Annotated in this window: 12 protein-coding genes and 1 pseudogene; 7 read left to right on the forward strand and 6 right to left on the reverse strand. The window is 75.5% G+C overall.

What is annotated here, in order from left to right; translation table 11 throughout:
• Both ABZ312_RS41750 and ABZ312_RS41755 read left to right on the forward strand, forming a co-directional pair.
• Nucleotides 1-201, forward strand: a 201-nt coding sequence (locus ABZ312_RS41750) for an AbrB/MazE/SpoVT family DNA-binding domain-containing protein (protein WP_500439963.1), incomplete at its 5' end; no start/stop codon positions are given.
• Between the two features lie 268 nt (nt 202-469).
• Nucleotides 470-934, forward strand: a complete 465-nt coding sequence (locus ABZ312_RS41755) for an FG-GAP repeat domain-containing protein (protein ID WP_500439964.1) — start codon at nt 470-472, stop codon at nt 932-934.
• A gap of 271 nt (nt 935-1,205) precedes the next feature.
• Here ABZ312_RS41755 and ABZ312_RS41760 read toward each other — a convergent pair whose 3' ends face one another.
• Entirely contained in the window at nt 1,206-1,409 is a 204-nt protein-coding gene (locus ABZ312_RS41760) for a cold-shock protein (protein WP_499512323.1), read from the reverse strand.
• A 264-nt stretch (nt 1,410-1,673) separates the two neighbouring features.
• Here ABZ312_RS41760 and ABZ312_RS41765 point away from each other — a divergent pair.
• From ABZ312_RS41765 to ABZ312_RS41775, 3 genes and pseudogenes are all read left to right on the forward strand, one after another.
• Nucleotides 1,674-1,739: pseudogene (locus ABZ312_RS41765) on the forward strand (PadR family transcriptional regulator); the annotation flags it as partial.
• A gap of 96 nt (nt 1,740-1,835) precedes the next feature.
• Nucleotides 1,836-2,543, forward strand: coding sequence for an aminoglycoside 3'-phosphotransferase (locus tag ABZ312_RS41770; RefSeq protein WP_500439977.1), 708 nt, complete (start codon nt 1,836-1,838; stop codon nt 2,541-2,543).
• Between the two features lie 75 nt (nt 2,544-2,618).
• Nucleotides 2,619-3,338 carry a vWA domain-containing protein gene (locus ABZ312_RS41775; protein ID WP_500361008.1) on the forward strand — a complete coding sequence of 240 codons (720 nt, stop codon included), beginning with the start codon at nt 2,619-2,621 and terminating at the stop codon, nt 3,336-3,338.
• On the opposite strand, the gene ABZ312_RS41780 is transcribed toward ABZ312_RS41775, so the two are convergent.
• On the reverse strand, nt 3,325-3,897 hold the full coding sequence (locus ABZ312_RS41780; protein WP_500328951.1) for a hypothetical protein: 573 nt from the start codon (nt 3,895-3,897) through the stop codon (nt 3,325-3,327). The two genes, ABZ312_RS41775 and ABZ312_RS41780, sit on opposite strands and share 14 nt — an antisense overlap.
• 209 nt (nt 3,898-4,106) lie before the next feature.
• On the opposite strand from ABZ312_RS41780, the gene ABZ312_RS41785 reads away from it, so the two are divergent.
• Complete coding sequence (locus tag ABZ312_RS41785; protein WP_500439965.1) at nt 4,107-5,462, forward strand: hypothetical protein; 1,356 nt, start codon at nt 4,107-4,109, stop codon at nt 5,460-5,462.
• Between the two features lie 490 nt (nt 5,463-5,952).
• Here the strand turns inward: ABZ312_RS41785 and ABZ312_RS41790 are convergent, their stop codons facing one another.
• Nucleotides 5,953-7,614, reverse strand: coding sequence for an IucA/IucC family protein (locus ABZ312_RS41790; protein WP_500439966.1), 1,662 nt, complete (start codon nt 7,612-7,614; stop codon nt 5,953-5,955).
• A 74-nt stretch (nt 7,615-7,688) separates the two neighbouring features.
• Here ABZ312_RS41790 and ABZ312_RS41795 point away from each other — a divergent pair, with 74 nt between their 5' ends.
• Nucleotides 7,689-9,290 (forward strand): IucA/IucC family protein, encoded by a 1,602-nt coding sequence (locus ABZ312_RS41795; RefSeq protein WP_500439967.1) that lies wholly within the window; start codon nt 7,689-7,691, stop codon nt 9,288-9,290.
• On the opposite strand, the gene ABZ312_RS41800 is transcribed toward ABZ312_RS41795, so the two are convergent.
• The 3 genes from ABZ312_RS41800 to ABZ312_RS41810 form a co-directional block, all read right to left on the reverse strand.
• Nucleotides 9,239-10,009 (reverse strand): peptidoglycan-binding domain-containing protein, encoded by a 771-nt coding sequence (locus ABZ312_RS41800; protein ID WP_500439968.1) that lies wholly within the window; start codon nt 10,007-10,009, stop codon nt 9,239-9,241. The two genes, ABZ312_RS41795 and ABZ312_RS41800, sit on opposite strands and share 52 nt — an antisense overlap.
• Nucleotides 10,006-10,959, reverse strand: a complete 954-nt coding sequence (locus tag ABZ312_RS41805; RefSeq protein ID WP_500357755.1) for a hypothetical protein — start codon at nt 10,957-10,959, stop codon at nt 10,006-10,008. Before ABZ312_RS41805 ends, ABZ312_RS41800 begins: the two co-directional genes overlap by 4 nt.
• A gap of 76 nt (nt 10,960-11,035) precedes the next feature.
• Nucleotides 11,036-12,514, reverse strand: a complete 1,479-nt coding sequence (locus tag ABZ312_RS41810; protein WP_500328957.1) for a dihydrolipoyl dehydrogenase family protein — start codon at nt 12,512-12,514, stop codon at nt 11,036-11,038.
• Between the last annotated feature and the right edge of the window lie 163 nt (nt 12,515-12,677).

Below are 12,677 nucleotides of genomic sequence, written 5' to 3' on the forward strand. Positions count from 1 at the left end.
TCCGAAGTCGTCCGCCGCACCAGCGTCGACGACGAAGGCCGCACCACCGTCCACGCCAGCGAGTACGCCACCGTCGACCGCTCCGGACGCCTCCAACTCCCCCGCGACTACACCCAGGCCCTCGACATCCGCAACCGCGTCATGCTCGAACTCGAACCCGACCACATCGCCGTCCGCCCCGATCGCCCCGAAGAGGACTGAGCCGGCGTGCTCACGAGGGCAGGTGCAGACGTCCCCTGAGGCCGTGGACGACCTCCACTAAGCCGATTCGTGATCCGCCGTACCGCCAGCCGTGGCAGACGAGGCGCAGGGACAGTCCATGTCCCGGCTCACGGCCGGGGCAGGACCCCGACCGGGAAGGGCTCCGATCGAGGCGGTCCGGCCAACGGCCAGGAGCACGGCCCTGCTTGGCCTTCAGTTCGCCGAAGAACGTCTCACGCCCGGTTCACGCGGGGTTTGGTACGGCGACGTGAGCGGTGACCGGTGCAACGACGTGATCGTGCGCTTCAGCAGCGGCACCCTGCGGGCGTACAAGCCGGGCTGCGGCAAGGCGGTCACGACGTCGACGCCGTACACCTCCCTGGGCACCGGCTTCCAGCAGTACAACGTGCTGACCTCGCCGGGGGACGTGACGGGCGACGGCCGTGCCGATCTGATCGCGCGCAAGTCCTCCAACGGCGACATCTACCTGTTCGCCGCGACGAGCGGTGGGAAGCTGGCGGCGGGCAAGCGGATCCGGGCGTCGTGGGGCGAGTACAAGAGGCTCATCGGCGCGGGGCATCTGAACGGGGACGGGTTCGGCGATCTGCTGGCCCAGGACAAGTCCAACGAGCTGTGGCGCTACGAGGGCGACGGCAAGGGCGCGTTCAAGGCCCGGGTCCTGGTCGCGAAGGACTGGGGGCGCCACGTACAACGCGGTCGTCGGCGGCGGTGACATCACGGGCGACGGCAAGGCTGACCTGGTGGCCCGGGACACCGCCGGCGTCCTCTACCGGCAGACCGGTCACGGCAAGGGCACCTTCGCCGCCCGTGTGAAGATCGCGACGGGCTGGAAGGCCTACAAGAGCGTGTCCTGAGTCGTTCCCGGCCGGCGGACACGCCCGGCGGACACGGCCCGGCAGACCGAGTTGCGGTCTGCCGGGCCGCCGCGCCTGGGGTCGGCGCCACCGCGGGTGGCGTGACTCAGTGCGCGGGGCAGGGGCCCGTCAGCCGCGGACGATGTTCTCCGCCTGCGGGCCCTTCTGTCCCTGCGTCACGTCGAAGGTGACGTGCTCACCCTCCGTGAGCTCGCGGTAGCCGTTGCCGGCGATGTTCGAGTAGTGGGCGAACACGTCCGGCCCTCCCCCGTCCTGCTCGATGAAGCCGAAGCCCTTCTCCGCGTTGAACCACTTCACGACGCCAGATGCCACGGTGTTCGTCCTTCGCATGCTGCTGCTGCGGCGCACCCAGGGCGCGCCGGCGGACCCTCGATTCCGGGCCGCCGCTCCTTGCTTACCCGATGATGTGCTGCCTTCGCCAGCGAATACGCCTGCGTCGGCGCAGGTGTCTTCGCGGGTCGTGTGTTCCCCGGTGGCGGGGGGCCCGGGCCGAGGGTTGTGAACGGGCCTTCATGGAGCGCACCTTCGCACGGCAGGTGCTCGCGGCGAGCGTTGGCGGGGCCCGACATACTCGGTATGTCGATCCGCCACGGGCTGCTCGCCCTGCTGGAGCACGGGCCTCGCTACGGGGCCCGGCTGCGCGCCGCCCCGGCCGCGGGACATGGGCTGGCCTTCGGCGGGGTTCGGGGGGAGCATGCGACGGTGGGGATTTCGGGGCCGCCGGACGGCGAGGTGGAGGTGCCCGCGCCGATCGGGGCGCTGGCGGGGGAGCGGACGCCGCTGCCGGTGTGGCGGAACGAGGCGGGCGGGGTGACGTTCCGGCTGGGGGCGGGGGAGGACCGGCTGTTCGCCAAGTGGGCGCCGGCGGGCTCGGGGCTGGATCTGGGGGCCGAGGCGGAGCGCCTGGAGTGGGCGGGCCGCTTCACACCCGTGCCGCCCGTGCTGGAGCACGGGGCGGACGGGGACGGGGCCTGGCTGGTGACGCGCGGGCTGCCCGGGGAGAGTGCCGTCAGCCCGCGCTGGACGGCGGATCCCGGCACCGCGGTGCGTGCGCTGGGAGCCGGGCTGCGCGCGTTGCACGAGCGGCTGCCCGTGGACCGCTGCCCGTACGACTGGTCCGTCGGCACCCGCCTGGAACGCGCCCGGCGGTCGGGCAGGGACGTGCCGGGGGACCTGCCGCCGGCGCCGCCCGTCGAGCGGCTCGTGGTGTGCCACGGCGACCCCTGCGCGCCCAACACGCTGCTCGGGGAAGACGGGACCTGGTCGGGCCACGTCGACATGGGCGCCCTCGGGCTGGCCGACCGCTGGGCCGACCTGGCCGTCGCCACCTGGAGCACCGAGTGGAACTACGGCCCCGGCTGGGAGGACGCGCTCCTGGACGCGTACGGCATCGCCCCCGATCCGGAGCGGACCGCCTTCTACCGGCGGCTGTGGAGCGTCACCTGACCGGTGACCCCGGGCGGGTGGAGGTGGCACGATCGGGGCGGAAGAGGAAGCGCGAGCGTGAGGGGGCGGGGCGCAATGGCCATCGGTCTGGAGAAGGTGCAGGCGGCGGCGCCCGGGCTGGTGAGCCTGTACAAGGGTGCCCGGGTGTCGCTGGAGAAGTCCGGGGTCGCAGGGGAACGGGCCGCGGTGTACCTGGTGCTGGACCGGTCCGGCAGCATGCGGCGGCACTACCGGGACGGCACGGTGCAGCGGCTGGCCGAGCAGGCCCTGGGGCTCGCGGCGAACCTCGACGACGACGGGGTCGTGCCGGTGGTCTTCTTCTCCACCGAGGTGGACGGCGTCGCCGAGATCGGCCTCGACGGCTACGAGGGGCGGATCAACGCGCTCCACGACAGCTACGGCCACATGGGCCGCACCAACTACCACCTGGCGATGCAGGCGGTGATCGACCACTACCGGGCGTCCGGCGCGACGCAGCCCGCGTTCGTCATCTTCCAGACGGACGGCGGTCCTTCCTCACGCACGGCCGCCGAGCGGCTGCTGTGCTCCGCGGCCGGGTTGCCGCTCTTCTGGCAGTTCGTCGGCTTCGGGGATCCGGAGGGCAAGGACTTCGACTTCCTGCGCAAGCTGGACGAACTCCCGGTGCCCGCCAAGCGGGTGGTGGACAACGCCGGTTTCCACGCCGCCGGGGAGGAGCCCGCGGCGGCGTCGGACGCCGAGCTGTACGCGGCGCTGATGGAGGAGTTCCCGCAGTGGCTGGCGGCGGCGCGGGCGGCGGGCGTCATCCGGGGCTGACGGTCACCTCGGCGGGACCGGCGGTGGGTGCGGCGGCCGCCTCGACGAGGCGGTCGAGTTCGGCGGCCGACCCGGGCGCGAGCCGGTAGACGCCCTGGAGGCCGACCGACCGCATCAGACGGCCGTCCTCGACGAACCGCAGCCGGCGTTCGGCGCGGCGCGAGCGGTAGGTGAGCCGTTCCAGCAGCTCGCCGGGGACGGTGGTGCCGAAGTCGAGCGGGGTGCCGGGTGGGCCGACCAGTACCTCGGACACGCAACCGCCCTCCAGCGGCGACCAGTCGGGCAGCTTCGCCAGCTCGTCCGCGGCCTCCTCGTACGGGATGATCCGTGCCACTTCCAGGCGGCCCAGCACATGGAGCCTGGTCCGGTGGACGCGCAGCGGGAAGACGCGGTCGCCGGGCCGTACGCCCGCGAGCCGGAAGCTGGGCAGGGACTGGTGCGGGCCGCCGAACAGGACGCGGAGCGGGCGTCCGGTGTAGCCGTCGCGCGTCAGCCGGCGGCAGAGGTCGTTGGTCCACAACGTCGTGAAGGACTGCGGGGCGTCGGACGGTTCGGACATGGCGGCCACGGTAGGGGGCGGGACCGACAACGTCCGCGGCCGGGGCGGGGGGCGTGGCGTGTGACCGAGGTCATGGCAGGGCCGGGGGTGGATCCGTCACGGGGCGCCCGGGCCACGCGGGATGCTCGGGGCGGTTGTTACCCGTCGGTAAGTCGCGGGTCGCCCTCTCTGCCGTGCGTACCCCCCACCACACGCTCCGAGGACCCTCCATGCGCGCATCCGCCTCCAGGCACGTCCGCTTGGCCGCCGCCGCGGCCGTCTCCCTGCTGCTCGCCGGGTGCTCGGCCGCCGCCGCCCCCTCGGCCGCCACCTCCGCCCCGGCCGCACCGCCGTCCGCCACCGCGCGGGCCGCGGCCGGCGTCCAGGCCGCGCCGTCCCACGACCTCGCCGTCAAGGCGGCGCCCACGAACACCTCGACCGCCGTCGCCCGGGCAGGCGGCGACGGGCGCGCCCGGCGGGCGGCGCTCAAGGTCGCCTCGTACGACGACAGGACCCGGCGGGCCGTCATCTCCGCCGCCGAGGCGCCGCGGACCGGCGACGTGATCGCCAGCGGTCCTGCCCCGGGCGCCCCCGACGGGCTGCTGGCCGAGGTCACCCGCGTCCTGGACGGCGACGGCACACGGACCCGGGTCGAGACGGCGCCCGCCACGATGAGCGCCCTGCTCGGCCGGGACAAGGCCGAGGGCACCGTGCCGGTCGACCCCGCGGAGGTCGACGTCGAGCCCCTGGTGGCGGACGTCGAGGTCTCCCGGGCCACGCCGGGCAGCCGTACGACAGGCCCGGGCGGTGCCCGGTTGCCCCTGGGCAGCCTGCGCCTGGACGTCGGCGCGGAGGGCGGGGTGCCCGCCGCGGGCCTGCGGGTGTCCGGTTACGTCGAGGTCGCGCCCGAGGTCGAGTTCTCCTACGACGGCGGTCCGGCGCTCTCGCCCGACGCCGCGTTCCTCGGCCTGTCGGGACGGTGGACCTCCGGCTGGGAGGTGCGCGGCCGGGCAGCCGTGCCGGCGGACGGCGGCCGGCCGCTGCGGGTGCCCTTCGCCAGGCTGCACGCGGACCCGGTCATCCAGGTCGGGCCGGTCCCGGTGGTCGTCAACCTCGACCTGACCTGCTACCTCCAGGTCGAGGCGGACGGCACGGTGAGCGTCGACGTACGGCAGGACCTCAAGGGCGGCTTCCGCCTCGGCGGCGACTACGAGCGGACCGCGGGCTGGCGGCCGGTCACCGCGGCCGACATGACGAGCACCCCGGTCCGCGCCGCGCTGACCGCCACCGGCCGGGTCAAGGCCACGGTCGGCGCCGAGGCGAGCGTCGGCCTGTACGGGGCCGTGGGGGTCACCGCCGACCTCGCGCCCTACCTGCGCGGTGAGGCCACGGCCGGCGCCGCGTCCCGGGGCAGCGCCGGTTCCGCGGCCCTGGCCTGGACGCTGTACGGCGGTGTGGACCTCACCGGGGCGCTGCAACTGCGCCTGGGCGTCTTCGGCACCCCGCTCATGGAGCAGCGCGTCCCGCTCGGCGCCCTGCACCGCGAATGGCTCCTGGACGACGGCTCCCTCCGGCCGAGGGCCTGACCCCGGCCCGATGCCCAGCTCCGGCCGCCGGATCGGGTGGTCAGCGCAGGGGGTTGGGCAGGCCGGTCCAGTGGTCTTCGTTGGTGGCCCGGGCGGGGCGCACCCGTGTGCTGGTCGCCACGTGCGCGTCCGTCCTGGCCTTCTGTCTGGTCGGCGGCCTCTCGTCGTGGCCGTTCCGGCACGGGGGAGCGGTGCGCTGCTCGTGCCGTTCGGCGGCGTCATCTGGTCGCCGGGCGCGAACGTCCCGGGCCGCCGGATCGGGTGGTCAGCGCAGGGGGTTGGGCAGGCCCGTCCAGTGGTCTTCGTTGGTGGCCCGGGCGGGGCGCACCCGTGTGCTGGTCGCCACGTGCGCGTCCGTCCTGGCCTTCTGTCTGGTCGGCGGCCTCTCGTCGTGGCCGTTCCGGCACGGGGGAGCGGTGCGCTGCTCGTGCCGTTCGGCGGCGTCATCTGGTCGCCGGGCGCGAACGTCCCGGGCCGCCGGATCGGGTGGTCAGCGCAGGGGGTTGGGCAGGCCCGTCCAGTGGTCGCCGCTCGCGGAGGTCTCCAGCCGCATCAAGGTGAGCGCCTTGACGGGGAGTTCGGGGGCGGCGAGCAGGGCCGCGCGGTCGGTGCGGGTGTCCGCCGTGGCGGGAAGGGCGTCGAAGGCACGGGCGGCCTCGGTGCGCACCGCGGCCCACAGCCGTGCCTCGGTGGGGCGATGGGCCTCGCCGAGCGCGGAGACGAGGCTGCCGAACGTGGTGGCGACCAGGGAGCCGTAGAGCTTGGCGTGCAGGACCGCGGGGTCGTCGCTCAGGCCCCGGCCGAGCGGGGGCACGGTGATGCCGTGCCGGGCGAGGCGGGCCGGGCTGATCCGGACGTCGGCCAGGTCGCGGTAGACCAGCCGCAGCGGCCGGGCGTGCCGGTCGAGGACGACCAGGAGGTTCTGCCCGTGCGCCTCCAGGGCGACGCCCTGGGACAGCAGCCGCAGCATGGCCGGCAGTGCGAGCCGGGCGAAGGCGGTGAGCCAGGCGGTGCCGTCGTGCGGGGCGCCCGGTCCCGCGGCCGTGAGCAGTGAGCGGAGCAGGGGCGGCCCGCCGTCGGCGGGCCGCCCGGTGAGCGCGGCGACGGGCAGCACGCTCTCCCCGGCCGCCGGGTCGGCGAAACCGGACGGGGACTCCCGCAGCAGCGCCGCGAGGTCGGGGCTGGCCTCACCGCCGACGACGGCGGCGGCCGCCGCGAGGTTGCGGGTGACGCGCAGCGTGCCGCCGCCGAGCCGCAGGGTCAGCTCGTCCAGCAGCGCGGACAGCGGCTCGCTGTCGGTCACCGAGCGGGCCGAGATGTCGCGGACGGCCGAGGTCATCCGCATGCTCAGCGCCGTCTTCAGATGCGGCCCGCCGTCGAGCGGGGCGAGGGTGCGCACCGACATCAGCGGCCGGGTGAGGACCGCGGCCTCGGCGTACGGGCGCAGCCCCAGGGCGGGCAGGATGTGCCGGGTCTGCCAGGGGTGGACGGGCAGCAGGACCCGGTTGCCGTCGCGGAACCGGTCCGGCCAGGCGCCCGTGACCAGGGAGCGGGCGGCCGGGACGGCGACGAGGTCGAGGGCGACGACGGGCCGGTGCTCGGGCCCGTAGGCCAGTTGCTCGGCCACGGAGAAGCCGGGACGGCTGCGGCAGCACGGGTGGTAGGGATGGCCGTCGACGACGCCCTGCTCGAAGGAGGCGAGGGTCGGCGGCCGGCCGCCGTGCCCCGCCAGGCCCGCGGCGCCCGCCAGGGACAGGGCCAACGAGGCGACGCTGTCGTCGAGTTCGTCGCGCAGCAGGCCCGATCCCGGCAGCCCGAGGGCCTCCACCAGGGCGGCCGGGTGGTCGTGGGACCGGCCGTCCAGCAGCAGGGGCAGGGCGGGCTCGTCCGGCGACCCCAGGTCGTGCGGCAGCCGCCGCGGCCCGGTGAGCACCCGGCCGTCGAGGAACAGCACGCGGTCCGGGCCGCGCGAGGCGATGCCCGGCAGGGGTTCCAGGAGCAGGGCACGCCACAGACGGCCGAGGACGGCGGCGCGCGCACCGGGGAGCGCGGCGGTGTACGCGTCGTGCAGGTCGGGGCGGAGCGTCGCCAGCTCGGTCGCGAACGCCGTCTCCAGGGGGCGCCGCGTCGCAGCCGCCGAGTGCGGGTACATGATGGGTCCCTACCCTACGAGGAGGCGGCCGACCGTGCATCGACCAGGGCACCGACCAGCGGGAACGAGCCGTCGTGGGTGACGCCTGGGACCGCGCCGAGGCGCTCTCCGCGACGGCCCTGCTGAACTGCCTGCTGCGCGAGCTCGCCGAGGCCGCGGGCGAGGACGGGGGCCGTCCGGTCCACCGGCTGCCCGCGACCGGCCGGCTGCTGCGGGTGCGGGCCGGGCGCCATCCCGCCGGGCCCGAGCTGCGCGCCGGGGACGGCTGGCGGCCGCTCCCGCTGGAGGCGCTGGTCGACGTCGCCGCCGCGGAGCTCACCGCGCGCACCGGTGTCGCGGGCACCGGGCTGCCCGCCGAGATCGGCGACAGCCGCGACGTGCTCGCCGCCCTGCTGGAGGCCCGCGAGCACGCGCCGCCGCCCGCCGATCCGTACCTGCGCTCCGAGCAGGCCCTGGTGGCCGGCCACCGCCACCACCCCGCCCCCAAGACCCGCGGCGGCGGCCCGCCGGAGAGCTGGCTGCCGTACGCGCCGGAGGCGCACACGAGCTTCCCGCTCACGCTGCTCGCGGTCCGGGCGGACCTGCTGGCCGGTGAGGGCGACACCTCGGTGCTCGACCGGCTGTACCCGGACGTCCCCGAGGGCTACCGGGTCCTGCCCGCGCACCCCTGGCAGCTGGCCCTGCTGGGCGGCCTCCCCGCGTTCCGGGACGGACGTCTGCTGCGTCTGGGGCACACCGCCGTACCGGCCGTGCCGACGGCGTCCCTGCGGACGGTCTACCTGCCGGACGCCGACCTCTTCCTGAAGTTCAGCCTCGACGTGCGGATCACCAACGACATCCGCCGGCTGTGGCGGCACGACCTGCGCTGGCTCGGGCCGGTGGACGAGGTGCTGCGCGCGGTACCGGAGGCGGACGTCCTGTCCGACCGCGGCTACCGGACCGCCGACCTGGGCGGCCGGGACGCGTTCGAGGGGCTGGCCGTGCTCGTCCGGGACGGCTTCGGGGAGCACCTGCGCCCCGGGCTGACCCCGCTGCTCGCAGCGGCCGTCGCCGAGGGGTACGAGGGCAGCCCGCTCGCCGCGCCGGGCCTGACCGTGGACGGCGCGCTGGCCTGGTGGGAGGCGTACCTGCGGCAGGTCGTGCCACCGGTGCTGCACGCGTACCTCCGGCACGGTGCGGTGCTGGAGTGCCACCTGCAGAACGTGCTCGTCGCCGTGGACGCCGACGGCGTGCCCGGCCAGGCGCTCTTCCGCGACCACGAGGGCGTCAAGCTGGTCGAGGAGCGGCACCACGAGCTGCTCGGCCGCCACGCACGTCCGGACGCGCCCGGGCCCGGCGTGGACGCCGCCCACGGCTGGGAACGGCTGGTCTACTGCCTCGTCACCAACAACCTGCTGGAGATCGCGGGCGCGGTCGCCGAACGCCACCCGGAGCTCACGCCGGTGCTGTGGGCGCGGGCCCGGGCGTTCCTCGTGGAGTGGGTGGCCGGTCAGGGGGACCCGGCGCCCGTGCGGGAGCTGCTCGCCGCCCCGTACATCCCCGCGAAGACCAACCTGCTGCTGCGCTGGACCGGCGCGGACGGCGCCGCCGCCCGCTACCTGCCGCTGCCGAACCCGCTGCGGCCTCAGGGCGCCGTGGTGACCGACTCCAGCGAACGGCGCGTGGCGGGGCCGTAGAACCCGGAGGTGTCGCCCGTGACGCCGTAGCCCATCTGGTACCGCTGGACGGCGTACTTGACGCTGCCGTCGTACTTGCCGTCGGCCGGACCGTCGTAGAGCTGGACCTGGGTGAGCCGCTGCTGCAGCGCCACGACCTCGGGGCCGCGCGAACCGGGCTTGAGCACCGCGCCGGAACCGGCGGTCGCGGTGCCGGTGGTGCCGCCCGGGGCGGCGGTCGCGGTGCCCGTGGCGGAGGCCCGTGGCAGGGTGCCGGACGCGGAACCGGAGCCGGAGGCGGACAGGGAGGCCTCGCCCGCGCCCGTGCGCGCCGACGGGACCGGGGCGCCGCGCGAGGGCTCCGCGGTGCCGTCGGAGTCCGGCAGGGTGGGCAGCGCGAGCCGCGGCGGCGAGGTGCTCGGATCGGGCAGCGCGCGGTCGGCCCCGCCCGGACCGGTGACAAGGTGCCCGAGCAGGGCCAGGACACCGACGCCGGCGACCGCCCCGGCCACGGTGACGACGGCCCGCAGGCGCCGCCGGGGGCGGGCCGCCCCGCCGCGCGCCCTGCGGTGCCCGCCCGCCGGGTGCGGTACCCGCCGCGGCTCCTGCGGGTCGCCGGGGCCACCGCCCGTGCCGTGCTGCGTGTCGGGGAACAGTTCGGCGTAGTCGGGCGCGGGCCCCTCGGGGCCCACGCCTATCAGCGGTCTGACGGTCGTCCCGCCCGGCCGGCCGTCGTTCATCTCTCCTCGCCCGCCTGGTCGGGCACGAGGCGTTCGAGGACGTCCTGGAACTCCTCGCCGACGGTGATCAGCAGCCCGTCGCCGTCCTTCCGGCTGAGCTGGGTCAGCACGCCGTCCCGCCACCAGTAGACGTACGGGCTGATGGGGCCCACCGCGTCCTCGTGGCCCGCCGCCGCGAAACCCGCCATGCCGTTGAGCGCCGGGATGACGCCGCTGTCACGGATGGCGTGGAAGGCCAGCTGGTGCCGGAACGGCATGGCCACCAGCGCCCCGTCGGCGGTCAGCGGCTCCCCGGTGACCCGTTCCACCAGCTCGTCCAGGACCAGCACCCGGGCGGCGGTGAAGAAGGAGTCCCCGACGAGGACGTCGAAGCGCACGTCGGCGTGCCGGACCACCTCGTGCCGTTCCACCGGCAGGTCGCGCAGGTTGAGCAGGGCGCGGCCGCGCAGCTCACGGGCGTCGCCGAGCGGGACCAGGGCGTGGTCGGCGAGCGTCATCACGCTCTCCGGGAGGTCCAGGGCGAGCACCTCCAGCAGCCCGGGCGCGGCGATCCGGGCGTAGCGGAAGGTCTCCGGGTCGATCGCCTCGGGGGTGACCAGACGCGGGTAGAGCCGTTCGCGGATCTCCTCGGCGGGCAGGGTCTCCAGCGGCGAGGGCCCGTCGAGGGTGCGCAGCACCGCACCGATGTGCTCCCGCGCCAGCAGCGGCCACACGCGCGGGCCGCGCCGGTCGTTGTGGCACAGCGCGGCGAGGTTGCCGAGCCCGAAGCGACGGCCGGAGTCGTCGGTCACCATGTCCGCGAAGACCGTGACCTCCAGCCCGAGTTCGGCGAACGACTCGCGCACGATCGCGCGGAAGCGCGCGCCCTCGTCCACCGAGAAGAAGGCGTACTCGGGGTCGCGGGGTGCGTCCCGCTGGTCACGCTTCGGCCCGCGCCGGAAAATCCCCACCTCAGCTGTCCCCTCGACCTGGACTCGACGAGCAGGGCGCGATCCTATCGGCAGGCGCCCGGGGCCGCCGTCTCCGTCAGCCTTCGCCGTCCGGCGCGTCCCGGTAGGTCTCCAGCAGCCGCAGCCACACCTCGCTCATCGTGGGGAAGGCCGGTACGGCGTGCCACAGCCGTTCCAGCGGCACCTCGCCGGCGACGGCGATGGTGGCGGAGTGCAGCAGTTCGCCGACCGACGGGCCGACGAAGGTGACGCCGACGAGGTGACCCCGGTCCAGGTCGACGACGGCACGCGCCTTGCCCTTGTACCCGTCGGCGTACAGCCCGGCTCCGGAGACGTTGCCGATGTCGTAGTCCACGACCTTGACGCGGCGGCCCTCCCGCTCGGCCTGCTCGGCGGTGATGCCGACGGCGGCGGCCTCGGGTTCGGTGAAGACGACCTGGGGGACGGCGACGTTGTCGGCGGTGGCCGCGTGCCGGCCCCAGGGGGCGGTGTCCAGGGGTTCCCCCATGGCGCGGGCGGCGATGGCGGCGCCGGCGATACGGCCCTGGTACTTGCCCTGGTGGGTGAGGAGGGCGCGGTGGTTGGTGTCGCCCGCGCAGTACAGCCAGCCGCCCTCGACGTCCTTGACCAGGCAGGTGTCGTCGACGTCCAGCCACGACCCGGGGGTCAGGCCGACCGTCTCCAGGCCCAGGGCGTCGGTGTGCGGGACGCGGCCGGTGGCGAACAGGACCTCGTCGGTGACGAGTTCCGACCCGTCCGAGAGCGCCAGGGTGATCGGCCCGGACTCCGACGCCCTCCGCAGTTCGGTGACCGACACGCCGGTGCGGATGTCCACCCCGGCGGCGCGCATCCCGTCCGCGACGAGCTCGCCCACGAACGGCTCCCAGCGGGGCAGCAGCCCGGAGCCGCGGACCAGCACGGTCACCTCGGAGCCGAGCGACCGCCAGGCGGTCGCCATCTCGACGCAGACGACGCCTCCGCCGACCACCACGAGCCGCCCCGGCACCTCGGGGGAACTGGTGGCGTCGCGGCTGGTCCACACGTGGTCGTCGGCGATGCCGGGCAGGTCGGGCAGTTGCGCGCGGGTACCGGTGCAGACCGCCACGGCGTGCCGGGCGACCAGGACGCGCGCGCCGCCGTCCGGGGTGTCGACCACGACCCGGCGCGGGCCGTCGAGCCGGCCGCGCCCCCGGACGAGGTCGATGCCGGCCGAGTCCAGCCAGCCCACCGCCCCGTCGTCCTTCCAGTTCCCCGTCCACCAGTCGCGCCGGGCCAGCACCGCGGCGGCGTCGAGCCGCCCGCCGGCCGCCTCTCGTGCCCCCGCGACCGCCCGCGCCGCGTCCAGGGCGGCCTGCGGGCGCAGCAGCGCCTTGCTGGGGATGCACGCCCAGTAGGAGCACTCGCCGCCGACCAGTTCCGCCTCGACCACCACGGTGGTCAGTCCGGCCTGCCTGGTGCGGTCGGCGAGGTTCTCCCCGGTGGGGCCCGCGCCGATGACGATGACGTCGTAGGTGTCCGTGCTCGCGTTCGTGCTGCTGTCTGCCGCCGTGGTCATGGTCCCACCGTAGGCAACACCGCGTCCGCGCACAGCCGGAACCAGCGTGTCCCGCCGCTTCACCCGTACGGCGAGGGGCGTCCCCGCCGTGGTGACCGGCCCCAGGGGCGGGACGGGCGGCGGCGCCGGGAGCGCGCTTCGTGGACATCGCCCGGGGCGCATG

Origin of the sequence: Streptomyces sp. NPDC006207 (assembly GCF_040613835.1) — a bacterium.
Taxonomy (GTDB): domain Bacteria; phylum Actinomycetota; class Actinomycetes; order Streptomycetales; family Streptomycetaceae; genus Actinacidiphila.